Source organism: Tannerella serpentiformis (assembly GCF_003033925.1).
In the GTDB taxonomy this organism is placed as follows: domain Bacteria; phylum Bacteroidota; class Bacteroidia; order Bacteroidales; family Tannerellaceae; genus Tannerella; species Tannerella serpentiformis.
In genome coordinates, this window is record NZ_CP028365.1 from 2,266,469 (window position 1) to 2,279,215 (window position 12,747).

14 protein-coding genes and 3 tRNA genes are annotated in these 12,747 nt (G+C 55.5%); 2 read left to right on the forward strand and 15 right to left on the reverse strand.

Annotated elements, in window-relative coordinates; all coding sequences use genetic code 11:
- From C7123_RS09565 to C7123_RS09635, 15 genes are all read right to left on the reverse strand, one after another.
- Positions 1–1,230 carry a site-specific integrase gene (locus C7123_RS09565; RefSeq protein ID WP_069174883.1) on the reverse strand — a complete coding sequence of 410 codons (1,230 nt, stop codon included), beginning with the start codon at positions 1,228–1,230 and terminating at the stop codon, positions 1–3.
- 639 nt (positions 1,231–1,869) lie between these two features.
- The gene (gene porD / locus C7123_RS09570) at positions 1,870–2,784 is read right to left on the reverse strand and encodes a type IX secretion system protein PorD (protein WP_038011666.1); all 915 of its coding nucleotides are present in this window, start codon (positions 2,782–2,784) and stop codon (positions 1,870–1,872) included.
- A gap of 3 nt (positions 2,785–2,787) precedes the next feature.
- A complete protein-coding gene (coaBC, locus tag C7123_RS09575; RefSeq protein WP_069174884.1) occupies positions 2,788–4,026 on the reverse strand; it encodes a bifunctional phosphopantothenoylcysteine decarboxylase/phosphopantothenate--cysteine ligase CoaBC in 1,239 nt (412 codons plus the stop codon).
- A gap of 38 nt (positions 4,027–4,064) precedes the next feature.
- Complete coding sequence (locus C7123_RS09580; RefSeq protein WP_069174885.1) at positions 4,065–4,826, reverse strand: 3'-5' exonuclease; 762 nt, start codon at positions 4,824–4,826, stop codon at positions 4,065–4,067.
- Positions 4,827–5,039: 213 nt separating this feature from the next.
- Positions 5,040–6,173 carry a DNA polymerase III subunit beta gene (dnaN, locus tag C7123_RS09585; RefSeq protein ID WP_069174886.1) on the reverse strand — a complete coding sequence of 378 codons (1,134 nt, stop codon included), beginning with the start codon at positions 6,171–6,173 and terminating at the stop codon, positions 5,040–5,042.
- A gap of 160 nt (positions 6,174–6,333) precedes the next feature.
- Entirely contained in the window at positions 6,334–6,489 is a 156-nt protein-coding gene (locus C7123_RS09590) for a DUF4295 domain-containing protein (RefSeq protein ID WP_083206814.1), read from the reverse strand.
- A 21-nt stretch (positions 6,490–6,510) separates the two neighbouring features.
- The gene (gene rpmG / locus C7123_RS09595) at positions 6,511–6,699 is read right to left on the reverse strand and encodes a 50S ribosomal protein L33 (RefSeq protein WP_037982558.1); all 189 of its coding nucleotides are present in this window, start codon (positions 6,697–6,699) and stop codon (positions 6,511–6,513) included.
- Between the two features lie 33 nt (positions 6,700–6,732).
- Entirely contained in the window at positions 6,733–6,969 is a 237-nt protein-coding gene (gene rpmB, locus C7123_RS09600) for a 50S ribosomal protein L28 (protein ID WP_037982555.1), read from the reverse strand.
- A 93-nt stretch (positions 6,970–7,062) separates the two neighbouring features.
- A tRNA-Leu gene (locus C7123_RS09605) sits at positions 7,063–7,146 on the reverse strand.
- 13 nt (positions 7,147–7,159) lie between these two features.
- A tRNA-Leu gene (locus C7123_RS09610) sits at positions 7,160–7,241 on the reverse strand.
- A 118-nt stretch (positions 7,242–7,359) separates the two neighbouring features.
- A tRNA-Gly gene (locus C7123_RS09615) sits at positions 7,360–7,432 on the reverse strand.
- 132 nt (positions 7,433–7,564) lie between these two features.
- Positions 7,565–8,086 carry a prolyl-tRNA synthetase associated domain-containing protein gene (locus tag C7123_RS09620; RefSeq protein WP_069174887.1) on the reverse strand — a complete coding sequence of 174 codons (522 nt, stop codon included), beginning with the start codon at positions 8,084–8,086 and terminating at the stop codon, positions 7,565–7,567.
- Between the two features lie 15 nt (positions 8,087–8,101).
- Positions 8,102–8,926, reverse strand: coding sequence for a purine nucleoside phosphorylase I, inosine and guanosine-specific (locus tag C7123_RS09625; RefSeq protein ID WP_069174888.1), 825 nt, complete (start codon positions 8,924–8,926; stop codon positions 8,102–8,104).
- A 22-nt stretch (positions 8,927–8,948) separates the two neighbouring features.
- Positions 8,949–9,344: an SMU1112c/YaeR family gloxylase I-like metalloprotein gene (gloA2, locus tag C7123_RS09630; protein ID WP_037998748.1), complete on the reverse strand. Its 396-nt coding sequence runs from the start codon at positions 9,342–9,344 to the stop codon at positions 8,949–8,951.
- Between the two features lie 103 nt (positions 9,345–9,447).
- Complete coding sequence (locus C7123_RS09635) at positions 9,448–10,389, reverse strand: DUF6261 family protein (protein ID WP_107490642.1); 942 nt, start codon at positions 10,387–10,389, stop codon at positions 9,448–9,450.
- Between the two features lie 553 nt (positions 10,390–10,942).
- Here C7123_RS09635 and C7123_RS09640 point away from each other — a divergent pair.
- Both C7123_RS09640 and C7123_RS09645 read left to right on the forward strand, forming a co-directional pair.
- A complete protein-coding gene (locus C7123_RS09640) occupies positions 10,943–12,256 on the forward strand; it encodes a UDP-glucose dehydrogenase family protein (RefSeq protein WP_107490643.1) in 1,314 nt (437 codons plus the stop codon).
- 27 nt (positions 12,257–12,283) lie between these two features.
- Complete coding sequence (locus C7123_RS09645) at positions 12,284–12,745, forward strand: copper resistance protein NlpE (protein ID WP_069174891.1); 462 nt, start codon at positions 12,284–12,286, stop codon at positions 12,743–12,745.
- The last annotated feature ends 2 nt before the right edge of the window (positions 12,746–12,747 follow it).

A 12,747-nucleotide genomic window follows, 5' to 3' on the forward strand; every position in this document is an offset into this window, starting at 1 on the left:
TTAAATGGTTAGGTGCAAATCTTCGGTGAAGGCGATTAAGCGATCGAACTCCTCGAATAACTTCTGCGGTGTCACCTTCGCATATCGCTCGGTCATGCGCACTGTGCTATGTCCAAGCATCTTGCTGACGGTCTCGATGGGCACGCCCTGTTCCAAGGTGATGAGCGTAGCGAAGGTGTGTCGAGCGGTGTGTGTGGTGAAGGGCAGCGTGATACCGGCCCGCAGTCGGAGGGCTTTCAGATGCGATTGATAGGTTATGTAATGGATGTGAGGAAGCAACGTATCCCTCGATTCATCATGCAATTTGTTCATCAGTTGAAGGGCCTCGGGCAACAGCTTTACACGGCAGAGGACACCCGTCTTCTGCCGGTTGAACTTCAGCCAAAGGGCGCCTTCGTCGTCGCAGACAAGATGCCCACGGTTCAGTGCCATTAGATCGCAATAGGCGGCGCCGGTGTAACAGGCGAAAAGAAACACATCGCGCGCTGTCTCCAAGTCAGCCTCCCAGCCGTCAAAACAGAGCGCCTTTAACATGTCCAACGCTTCCCTATCGAGCGCTTTGGGCAGTCGACTGTCTCCCTTGTCTACATGCACATTGTCGAATAACAAGGTGTCTGCCGCGCCTTCTCGATACGCCAGCTTGCAGACCTTTTTGACAAGGACGACCATGTTGTAGCAGGTGCTTTGTTTTAGCCCTACCTCTCCGGTTGCGAACTGCTCGAACCGCTTGACGAAGTCTTCCGTGAGCTGCGAAAAGGTCAAGTCCGAAGCGTTATGCTTCGCCCGAATGAACTGTTGCAGCCTCATTCTTGTCTGACGATACAAGACCAAAGACTCTCTTTTGATGTCTATCCCGACGTGCTCCTCCATATCCTCGATCAGGCCGTCAAACCGCTCCAAAAGCATGGTTCGACTCTGCACGCTGCCTTGGAAATGCTCCTTGATGTCGGTTGCGTCAAATGGAGATCCCTTGGCAAGCAAGGACTGATAGGAAGACTGAACGGCAAGAAGGAGGTTGTCCAATCGTCCATTGACTTCGACCGCCTCACGGCTCTTCCCGTCCACCCGACTTTCGCGCGGGTTCCACAAATCGGGATTGCAGAACAGCTTGCAACTGAACTGTGCAATGGAACGCCCCAGCGTGATCCGTCCCATGATCGGCGCCTTGCCCGACCTGTCGCGACTGCTCTTTTTGAGGTAGAGCAACACCTTCATTTTCATGTCATCCATACGCTTTGAAAACTGTGGGCAAAATTACCCGGTTCAAAGCGTCCGTTACCTGTGCAGAATCCTGTATATCAATGCAAAAGAACCGTGTGCGAGAAAGACTCAGTTACCTGCTTTTGCACCCTCGTTACCTGTCGCGGGGCGGGGTAATGCTTTGGTAACTGAACTTCTGCCTAAAATCGCACTTTTCTGCCTTTTACGCTCGACGCAATCGGAAGCATATCGACCCCTTTCTGCCTAATTATCAGTCCACTTACTCCGACATCGAGACTTCTGCTTTTGAGGGGAATAGTTGGTTCAGGACGTGATTAAATACCCCGCCGAACCGTATTAAATACCCTTCGAAACGGTATTAAATACCCCTCAGGACGTCATTAAATACCCCTCTAAACCATATTAAATACCCCTCGGAACGTGGTTAAATAACGTCCAGAACGTGGTTGTGACCACCTCTGAAGGGTATTTAATGAGGTTCGGAACGTATCGACGACCACCTCCGAACGGTATTTCACCACGTTCCGAAGGGTATTTCACGTGGGCTCGTACGCGTCGAACTCACATGATTTAGAGGATTCAGGCTTTGCGGGTCGTGCAGGGTGATGAGCCCTTTGTTGGGGTGCACGTGGTGTGAGTCATGCCCAGTCAATTACGGAGCGACTCGAAGCGACTGGTGGATCCGGGGAAGAGGTTGGAGAGCAGCTTATATCCCTCTTGCTTTTCCTGCGTGGTCGCCTTGGCATAGATGGCGGTCAGCTCGTCGAGTTTCGCGTCGGAGAAGAGGTTCAACAGGACTGAGGTGGGACGTGCGCTTTTGAGCGCAGTCAGCGCGGGGAGCGCGGCGATGATGTTCGTGCGCCCGCGATCCGGATTGGCGGCCATCTCGTCGAGCCCCTTGCGGTGATAGTCATACCAGAACTGCCGGAAGCCCTCGCCCTGCGGTTCGGTGAGTGCCGTGATGAGGGCGTGGCGATTGGCCGTGTTGTCGAAGGCCTTCCAGCCGTTCCAGGAGGGCTCGGACTGCGCGAGGGTGACTATCTGCTGTGCTTGGCTCAGAAATGGGCTGCCACCTTTGGGGGAAAAGCTGTCGAAATCCAACCCGAGGATGGTGTAGATATAGAACACGATGGTGGCGGTGAGATTACTCTGGAGCGTGGCCTCGTTATACTCGAGCGGCTCGTGCTCGGTGTAAGTGAAATCGAGCTTCGTGTCGCGAAAATTCAGAATGGTCGTGGTGTAGGCGGAGTTATAGACGGGGCGGCGGGCTTGGACTTGGAGTTCGCAACTAAACCTATCGTTTTCCATCGTGTTGACGATGAGCGTGAAGGTGCAATCGATGCGCTCATTGGGCGCGAAGCGCGCGTTAGTCCATTTCCTGTTGTTGATGAACTCGTTGAGCGCGGTTTGAAGGGTCTTGAAGATGTCCTTATTCGTGCCTTGGATCTTATCGCTGTTTATCGTCAGGCGGGCATTCAATTCGGAGACTTGTGCGGGGGCTGCCACGGCGGTGAGAAGGGTAAAAACCAAGAAAAGCGTGGCTCGGATGCTGTGCTTCGTCATTGTTTACTCGTTTTTTGGGGGGAGGAAGGGGAGCAGGCAGTCGATGATGTCGTCGGCCAGCTCTGTCTTGCTTTTGAGAGGGAAGTCGCGTGCGTTCCCGAGGGTGTCGATCACGGTGATCTTGTTCGTGTCGACGCCGAAACCGGCGCCCGCGTCTTGCAGGGAGTTGAGGACGATGAGGTCGAGGCGCTTACGGCGGAGCTTCTCCTCAGCGTGCGCGCGCTCGTCGTTCGTCTCGAGTGCGAAGCCCACGAGGCGCTGGTCGGGACGTTTGCGACGGCCGAGCGCGGCGGCAATATCGCGGTTGGAGACGAGCGGCAGGGTGAGGTGGCCCGTCTCTTCACGTTTGATTTTCACCTCCGCGGGGGTGTGGGGCCGATAATCTGCGACGGCGGCGGCCAAGATGGCGATGTCGCACCCCGGGAAGAGTGCAGTGGCGGCGTCATACATTTCGTCGGCCGACTCGACATCGGTGCGAGTGATGTGCGGGTGTGTCGTGCCCAGCGCCACGGGGCCGGCCACGAGTCGCACCTCTGCGCCGCGGCGTGCGCAGGCCTCGGCGAGGGCAAACCCCATTTTGCCGGAGGAGTAGTTGCCGATGAAACGGACCGGATCGATCTTCTCATAGGTCGGCCCGGCGGTAATCAAGACTGTACGCCCGCGCAGATCGCCCACCTCGTTGAGTGCAGAGGCCAGTATGTCGACGATGCGCTCCGGTTCCTCCATCCGCCCACGGCCCACGAGTGTGCTGGCCAGCTCTCCCTCAGCGGGCTCAATGATCCGGTTGCCAAAGGTGCGCAAGCGAGCGAGGTTTGCCTGTGTGGCGGGGTGCGCATACATGTCGAGATCCATTGCAGGGGCCACGAAAACGGGCGCCTTGCACGAGAGGTAAGTGGTGACGAGCATATTGTCAGCCACGCCCTGAGCCATCTTGCCGATCGTAGCCGCCGTGGCGGGCGCGATGAGCATGGCGTCGGCCCAGAGACCCAGATCGACGTGGCTGTGCCACGAGCCGTCGCGTCGGGAAAAGAACTCGCTGACGACGGGCTTTCGACTGAGGGTAGAGAGGGTGAGCGGGGTGATGAACTCCTTGGCTGCGGGCGTCATAACCACCTGCACCTCTGCGCCCTCCTTGATGAGGGCACGAGTGAGGTAGGCCGCCTTATACGCGGCTATACTTCCCGTGACGCCGAGGATGATCTTCCGCTCCGCGAGTCTTGGGGAGGGGGATTGACTATTCATCGTGCTTGGGTTGGGGGATAAGCGGTGTGATTCGCAGGCTACTTGAGGCGCATGCGTATCTCGGTCAGTTTTTGTTTGGTGTTCAGCGGGAAATCGCCGCTCATCATCCACGCATAATAGCCCGGATCGGCCTTCAAGACCTCCGTGACGAGGCGCCCCTTGTATTTGCCGAAGTTGATCACCTCTTCGCCCTTGTCGTTGTAGATCATACGGCCGGCAAAGTCCACGTTGTTCGTGAAGCAGGAGAACTCCGATAGGAAGCGGATGTCGTTTTTGAGGTCCGGGTAACGGTCCAGTTGCGCCTTGAGCACCTCGTACGTAGCGAAGGTATCTGCCGCGGCACTGTGGGCGTCCTCGAGGCTTTTTCCGCAATAAAACTTGTATGCGGCAGACAGTGTGCGCTGTTCCATCTTATGGAAGATGGTCTGCACGTCGACAAATTTGCGTTTGGAGAGATCGATATCGACGTCCGCCCGCAGAAATTCCTCGGCAAGGAGGGGAATATCAAATCGGTTGGAATTAAATCCCGCTAAATCGCAGCCTTCAATCTGTGCAGCGAGTGATTTGGCGATCTCTTTGAAGGTGGGACAGTCCTTGACATCTTCGTCGCTGATACCGTGAATAGCCGTCGCCTCTGGTGGGATGGGTATGCCCGGATTGATACGACGAGTCTTACTTTCCTCCTTACCGTTGGGGGCGACTTTCAGGAGAGAAATTTCGATGATCCTATCCTTACTGATATTTACGCCGGTGGTCTCGAGGTCGAAGAAGACGATAGGGTTGGCTAAGTTCAGTTGCATGACTTAGAAGCTGTTTGGAATTTATTGAGCGATTGTTTTATGGAACTGTTTGGGCGGGTCATTCTCCTTTCTATTTCGGGTCTATCGGGGCCTGTTTCTGCCTTTTTGTTCCATCATTAATCCTCACATAGCTTACTATGCTCGTCTAATGATGAAACAAAATCATCAGAAACATACTTCCGATATCCTCCGAAATAAATTCCAAACAGCTTCTTAATTGTTCAGCATCATGGGCATGAGTAGGGCAAGCAGCTGTTCGTCCTTCTCGTTTTCTGTGGGTACGATGACGCCCGGGCGCGACGGATCGGCCAGTTCGATGCAGATCTCGGTGGCGTTGATGTTGTTCAACATTTCGATTAGGAACGTCCCCTTAAAGCCAATGTCTAAGTTGGTACCGTCGTATTGGCACTTAACGATCTCCTCGGCCGAGGTGGAGAAGTCGATATCCTGTGCTGAAATGGTGAGCCCGTCCTCCTGACTTAGCTGCAATCGCACAAGTCCGCTGGCGGGATTGGAGGAGAGAGAGATACGCTTGAGAACGTTTAGCAGATAGAGCCTATCGACCGTTACACGATTCGGATTGTCCTTCGGAATCACACTGCTATAGTTGGGATAACGTCCCTCAATCAGGCGGCAAACCATCTCAAAATGGGAGGCCTTGATAGAGGCGGTGTTTTCGTCGAAGCGAATACTCACTTCTTCTGTCTCTTTGGCTAGCAACGTCTTCAGAAGGGTTGCCGATTTTTTCGGTAGCACGAACGACGCATGGGTTCCGCTCCTCGTCGCCAGATTGCTAATCTGCACCAGCTTGTGGCCATCAGAAGCGACGAATGTGACACTGTTCGGCTGGATATCTAAGAAAACGCCATTCATTACCGGGCGGAGCTCGTCCTCGGCCGTAGCAAAGAGTGTTCGGCTGACGCCGTTAAGCAGTACTGGTGCTTCTATTGAGAATGTGGCGGCGTCGCTCTTCATTTCCTTTTGCTGTGGGTAGGTGTCGCCTCGTTGTGCAACAAATTCATACTTCCCATTTTCGTATAGCATGACTGTTGAGAGGTTGTTGTCGTTAACGTCAAACATTAGCGGCTGCTCCGGCAATTCCTTCAACGGATCCAATAATATTTTAGCAGGTATGGCGAATACGCCTTCTCCTTCCACGTTCAGCGCAGTGATCGAGGTCTCTAAGCGCGTCTCAATGTCCGAGGCGGTGATGAGGAGTCTACGTCTTTCTTTATCCAGACGAAAGAAGAAGCAATCAAGGATGGGAACCGTATTCTTTGAAGCGATTACTTTACTGATTGCCTGTAAGTGAAATGATAGTGCTGAGCTTGATACATCGAATTTCATGAGGGTCTATATTTTTTGATTTTGTACAGCTAAGTGAGATATAGCAATGTGGCATTGGCCGGGTTCGATTTCGCGGAGGGTCTAACTAAATAGTAAAAGCTCTTACCCAATAAGATATTGAGTAAGAGCTTTTACTACTTGCGATTCTTATTCAAAAAGACTATTTCTTGAAATATTCTTTTACGTCGTCATTCGGGATCATCTCTTCCTGAAAAACGTAGGCTCCAGTTTTTGGTGACTTAACCATTTTGATCACTTTCGAGTAAGTACGTCCGCCTTCTCCAGACTTAAACGTTGCGACGGTCTTTTTTGCCATGATCTACGATCTCCTTATTGATTACTTTATCTCTTTGTGTACTGTCATTCTTTTCAGAATCGGATTGTATTTCTTCAACTCAAGTCGCTGTGTAGTGTTTTTGCGATTTTTCGTTGTGATGTAACGCGACATTCCGGGCATACCGCTCTCTTTATGCTCTGTGCATTCGAGAATCACTTGTATTCTATTGCCTTTTACCTTCTTTGCCATCGCTTGTTTCCTCCTTTTATATGTGCGTTATAGTCAGCTCAAGAAACCTTGAGCGGCTGCGTTTTTGATTGCTGCATCGAGTCCTATTTTGTTGATGAGCCGTAATCCTGCGGCTGAGACATTCAATGTAACCCAGCAATCCTGCTCTACCCAATAGAACTTCTTTGCGAAGAGGTTCACGTTGAACTTGCGCCTTGTTCGCACATTAGAATGAGCGACGTTGTTTCCCGACATCGCTTTCTTTCCCGTAATCTGACAACTCTTAGACATTGCTTCGTATTTTCTATCTTGTTTATTCGGTGATGTGGAGACGAAAAAAAAGAGAATCGCTTCTCTTTTCTATTTATCTTCTTCCACTTCTTGTACGCAGGATGAGATTTGAACTCACACACCGTTACCGGCACTACCCCCTCAAAGTAGCGTGTCTACCAATTTCACCACCTGCGCATTATGAAAGGGGTGCCCAGAACAGGACTCGAACCTGCATGCCTCTCGACACACGCACCTGAAACGTGCGCGTCTACCAATTCCGCCACCTGGGCCTATTCATCTATTGCTGGAAAGACGAGCGTTCATTCATTTTATTCTTTTGCTGTATCTCTTTCTTCTTGTATTCTATGAGGCTACAGTGATTGGAGGTGTTACTCGTCTATAAAAAAGAGCGGAAGACGGAACTCGAATCCGCGACCCCAACCTTGGCAAGGTTGTGCTCTACCAACTGAGCTACTTCCGCTTATGTTTTTTGTCTCTCTCTCTCGATTGACGGGCGCAAAGATAGAGCCGTTTTCCAAACGTCCAAACGTTCTGCGATTATTTTTTTCTCGTGATTTCTGAGGAGAATCGCTGGCGGAGCAGGCTATCTTACTTATTCTGAGTCTGTCTGCTGTGGCTCGTCGGGATAAAGATCGATCCATTCGTAAGCGTTTCCGGTGTGATCCATGAAGCGAATGAAGCCCTCAAGTGGTAGAGTTAGGGAGGCTGTGTTGAGGCAGGGATGGAAGCTGAGGTGAGAGGATTGGAGGAGGTTCTTGTCGAGGAAGACGCGTACATGGTGGTCGGTGTCGTGGATGAGGGCGAAGGGGGTGACGGAGCCGGGCGTGACACCGAGGTAACGTAGCAAGCGGTGCTCGGAGGCGAAGGTGAGCTTGCCCTCGTGAAGGCGATGCTCGATGGCATGGATGTCCATCGAGCTGTCGCCGGAGAGGATGACGAGGTAGTGACGGTTGCCCTTGTGATTGCGGAAGAAGAGGTTCTTGCAGAGGTGGACGTCGCGGTCACGGAGGACTTCGCGGGCTACGTCGAGGGTGGGGAGTGGGGGATGCTCGATGTAGTCGAAGGGGATGTCGAGACGTCGCAGGAGGGCGTAGAGTGGGGCGGGGCCGATCATGGAGGGAGGGGCGCTTTACTCGGTGCGTTCGATGAGGGCGGTGAAGAGGCGTGTCATGACGTCGGTGGCTCGATTGGCGGCACGGACGACTTCATCGGCGTCGTTGACGAAATCGTCGGCGAAGTGGTAGCCTTCGTTCGTGATGACGGACATGCCGAAGACCCGTAGGCCGGCGTGACGGGCGACGATGACTTCGGGGACGGTGCTCATACCGATGGCATCGCCACCGAGGCGACCGTAGGCGGCGTATTCGGCGGGAGTCTCGTAGGAGGGGCCGGTGAGGCCGACGTAGACACCTTTCCGGAGGGTGATGCCTTGCTCGAGGGCGATCTCTTCGGCGGCGCGGATGAGGTCGCGATCGTAGGCGCGGGTCATGTCGGGGAAGCGTGGGCCGAAGCGTTCGTCGTTGGGGCCGATGAGCGGGTTGGGCATCATGTTGATATGATCGCGGATGATCATGAGGTCGCCGACGTGGAAGGTGTTGTTAATGCCACCGGCGGCGTTGGAGACGAGCAGGCGGCGGACACCGAGGAGGGCCATGACACGGATCGGGAAGGTGACCTGCTCCATGGTGTATCCTTCATAATAATGGAAGCGGCCCTGCATGGCCATGACCGACTGACTGCCGAGGCGGCCGAAGAGGAGGTTGCCTTTGTGGCCCGTAGCCGTGGAGCGCGCGAAGTGGGGGATGGCGGCGTAGGGGATGGCGGTGGCGTCGGTGAGGCGGTCGGCTAGGGCGCCGAGGCCGCTGCCGAGGATGATGGCCGTCTGGGGTATGTCGGGGATGAGGCCGGCGAGGAAGTCGGCGGATTCTTGATAGGTGGAGAGTGAGGTTTTCATATTCCTGTGAGGTGTTTGGGGGTTAGTCTTTTTCGTAGAGTTCGAGGGGGAGGCGGTCGGGGTCGGTGAAGAAGAGGAACCGTCGGCCGGTGTAAGGGTCGGTGCGGACGGGCTCGTGGGGGACGCCGAGGCGGTCGAGGTGACGGACGGCGTCGTCGATGTTGTCGACCTCAAAGGCCAGGTGACGCAATCCTGCGGCTTCGGGATGCGACGGCCGCGGGGGCGGGGAGGGGAAGGAGAAAAGCTCGACGACGTAGGTGTCACCCAGTGCAAGGTCGGCTTTGTACGACTGCCGATCGGCGCGATAATGTTCGGCGCGGAGGGTGAGCCCGAGGACGTCGGTATAGAACTGTAGCGATCGGCGATAGTCGCTCGCGATGACGGCTACGTGGTGCAGGCGGCGGAGGGGGAGGGGCATGTGGTCTCGGATGATTCTGTGATCAATGGGGGTGGGCCGATGATCACCCGGGGATCAGTCCCTTTGGGGCCGTCCCCGGATAATCATTAGCCTCGTGCTCCTTTTATTCTTCCGGCAGATGGATGTCCGGATTGCCATCGTCGCCACCCGGTTTCTTCGGATCCTTCGGTTTCTCGCCACCCGGTTTCGGCGGCTGAGGCGTCTCCGGCTGCTTCGGTTCCTTCGGCTGCTCCGGAGTTTTCGGATCCTTGGGGGCCTTCGGTTCCTTGGGTTGCTTGGGAGCGTTCGGATTCTTAGGCTTGCGACTGGCCAAGATCTGACGCTGGTTGCCCTTAATGTCGATCACAACCTTATTCATACGATCGACGAGCTGCTCGATCATCGCCTTGTCCTCCTCGGCCGTAGCGGTGAGGTAGGCTGACTGAATGTACTGGCAGACTACATCGTAGGCGGCGTCAGTCAGCGGACGCACCTGCTGAGCTGTCGGGAGTTTCTCGTCGGAGGTTTGGATACGGCGATCGGTGCGGAGCTTTTCGTACTCCTCATTGACGGTATGCAGTCGCGTCAGAACGTCGGTGAGGCCAACGGCTGCAATGTCCGCCGTCTTTGTCTTCATGTCGTCTTCCAAGCCGCGTATACCCACACTTTCCATTTCGAACGGGCGACTGCGGAGGTTGCTGTACGGTTTCAGTTTGGCCTCGAGGCGTAGCGCGGCTTCGCGGGTATCTTCCGTGGGCGAGTACTTCAAACCGCTAACGACATGAAAGATGCCGTCCAGCAGGTTGTCGCGTTCGTTGTCCAGAGCCAGCATTTTGGCGGTACGCTCGGAAACGGCCGATTGTTCGACGAGCTTCGTCTGCGCGCCGATCGTCGTGTCCCAAGCGTTCATCACTGTGACAGGGATTTTGAGCTTTGTCTGATCCACCGCCTTCACCAGTCCGTATTGCAGGTAGTGAAACTGGGTGTGGAGCGAGATGTTCAACATCTGTCTGTTGCCCCCTTCAAATTTCATGACCCGGGGCAAGGTCACTTCGAGTATTTTCATTTCTCTCAGGGTGTTTATTAACCATGCAAAGGTGCATGAAATGCCAAAAGATTCGATGCTCCCCCTGAATTGGAGCAAGATGTTTTTGAAGCAGAAAGGTCGTCCTCAAACACGAAATGGATCTCTGCTCCCGTGAAACACCAAAATGAAACGCGAAACCGATCGCTGATTTCCAAAAACGCCTTCCCGCCGCGGGAAACCGATCAAAACTTCCGAAAAACGCCTTCCCGCGGCGGGAAATGGGGTAAATTCTCCGAAAAACGCCTTCCCGCGGCGGGAAATGGGAAAAATTCTCAGAAAAACGGTTTCCCGCGGCGGGAAGGCGATAAAATCTCCCGAAAAACGGTTTCGTGCGGCGGGAAGGCGGTAAAATTTTCTGGAGATCGGTTTCCCGCGGCGGGAAATGGGGCAAAATCTCCGAAAAACGCTTTCCGCCGCGCGAAGAGCATTTTCAAGAAGCCGCCGTCCCCGCCGCGGGAAGCGCCCTCCGCCCGCTTCCCTGCAAATCGTTTCTTTTGCGCCCCAAATCACTTACCTATTATATACGTAACGAATGAAGATTGCAATCGTTGGAACAGGCTACGTCGGTCTCGTCACCGGCACCTGCTTTGCTGAGATGGGCGTCGAGGTGTTCTGTGTGGACATCGATCGCCAAAAGATTGAGAACCTCCGGAACGGCGTCGTGCCGATCTATGAACCCGGCCTCGAGGAGATGGTGATCCGCAACTACGAAGTGGGCCGGCTCCATTTCACCACCGACCTGACCGAGGTGCTCGACCAGGTCGAGATCGTCTTTAGCGCCGTCGGTACGCCGCCGGACGAGGACGGCAGCGCCGACCTCAAGTACGTCCTCGACGTGGCCCGCACCATCGGCCGGGCGATGAACAAATACCTCCTGGTGGTGACCAAGAGCACCGTCCCTGTGGGCACCGCTCGCCGCATCCGCCAGACCATCGCCGACGAGCTCGACCGCCGCGGCGTCACGATCGACTTCGACATCGCCTCCAACCCCGAGTTCCTCAAGGAGGGCGCCGCCGTGAAGGACTTCATGCACCCCGACCGCATCGTCGTCGGCGTCGAGTCCGACCGCGCCAGACGGCTCATGGAGAAGCTCTATCACCCCTTTATGCTCAACAATTTCCGCATCATTTATATGGACATCCCCTCGGCCGAGATGACCAAATATGCTGCCAACGCCATGCTCGCCACCCGCATCAGCTTCATGAACGACATGGCCAACCTCTGCGAGATCATCGGCGCCGACGTCAACATGGTGCGCAAGGGCATCGGCGCCGACACCCGTATCGGCAGCAGCTTCCTCTACGCCGGCTGCGGCTACGGCGGCTCGTGCTTCCCCAAGGACGTCAAGGCGCTCATCAGCACCGCCTCCGATCACGGCTACCCGATGCGCATCCTTCAGGCCGTGGAGGACGTGAACGAGGAGCAGAAGACCCTCCTCTTCCGCAAACTCTCGGCCCACTTCGGCGGCGATCTCCAAGGCCGCAAAGTGGCCATGTGGGGCCTGGCCTTCAAGCCCGAGACGGACGACATGCGCGAGGCCCCCTCGCTCGTACTCATCGACCGTCTGCTCGAGGCCGGTTGCCAGATTACGGCCTACGACCCCGTGGCCATCCCCGAGGCGCGCCGCCGCATCGGCGATCGCATCGCCTACGCCAAGAACATCTACGAGACCGTCGAAGGCGCCGACGTGCTCATGGTGGTCACCGAGTGGAAGGAGTTCCGCCTGCCCGCCTGGGCCCGCATCCGCAGCCTCATGAAGACGCCCCTCATCCTCGACGGCCGCAACATCTACAACATCGCCGAGATCGAAGAAGCCGGCTTCACCTATCACTGCATCGGCCGGTAATCCACCATCATTATTGATTATAGAGAAATGAAGAAGAACCTCTTACTCTGCGGTACGGTCGCCGCGCTGACGCTGAGCTTGGCGTCATGCAATTCGGCCGGAAAAGTGAACGACAACGCCGAGGCGCCGACCGATAGCACGGTCGCCGTGGCCGAGGCCCAACCGGAATCCACCGCCTTCGACAAGGCGGGCGTCTACACTGGCGTCATCCCCTGCGCCGACTGTGGCGGCATCGAGACGACCCTCGAGCTGCGTGCCGATGGCACCTACAGCCTGACCGAGATCTACAAGGACAAGAAGGACGGCCGATTCGAGTCCAGCGGGAAGTTCCAGTGGGACGCCGCTAACGCCTGCATCACCGTGGGCGAAGGCGACGATATGATCTCTTACATCGTCGAGGGCGACCACCTCATCATGCTCGATCAGGACGGCCACCGCGTCACCGGTGAGTTGGCCGACCACTACGTGTTGACTAAGCAGGCCGTGTAAGC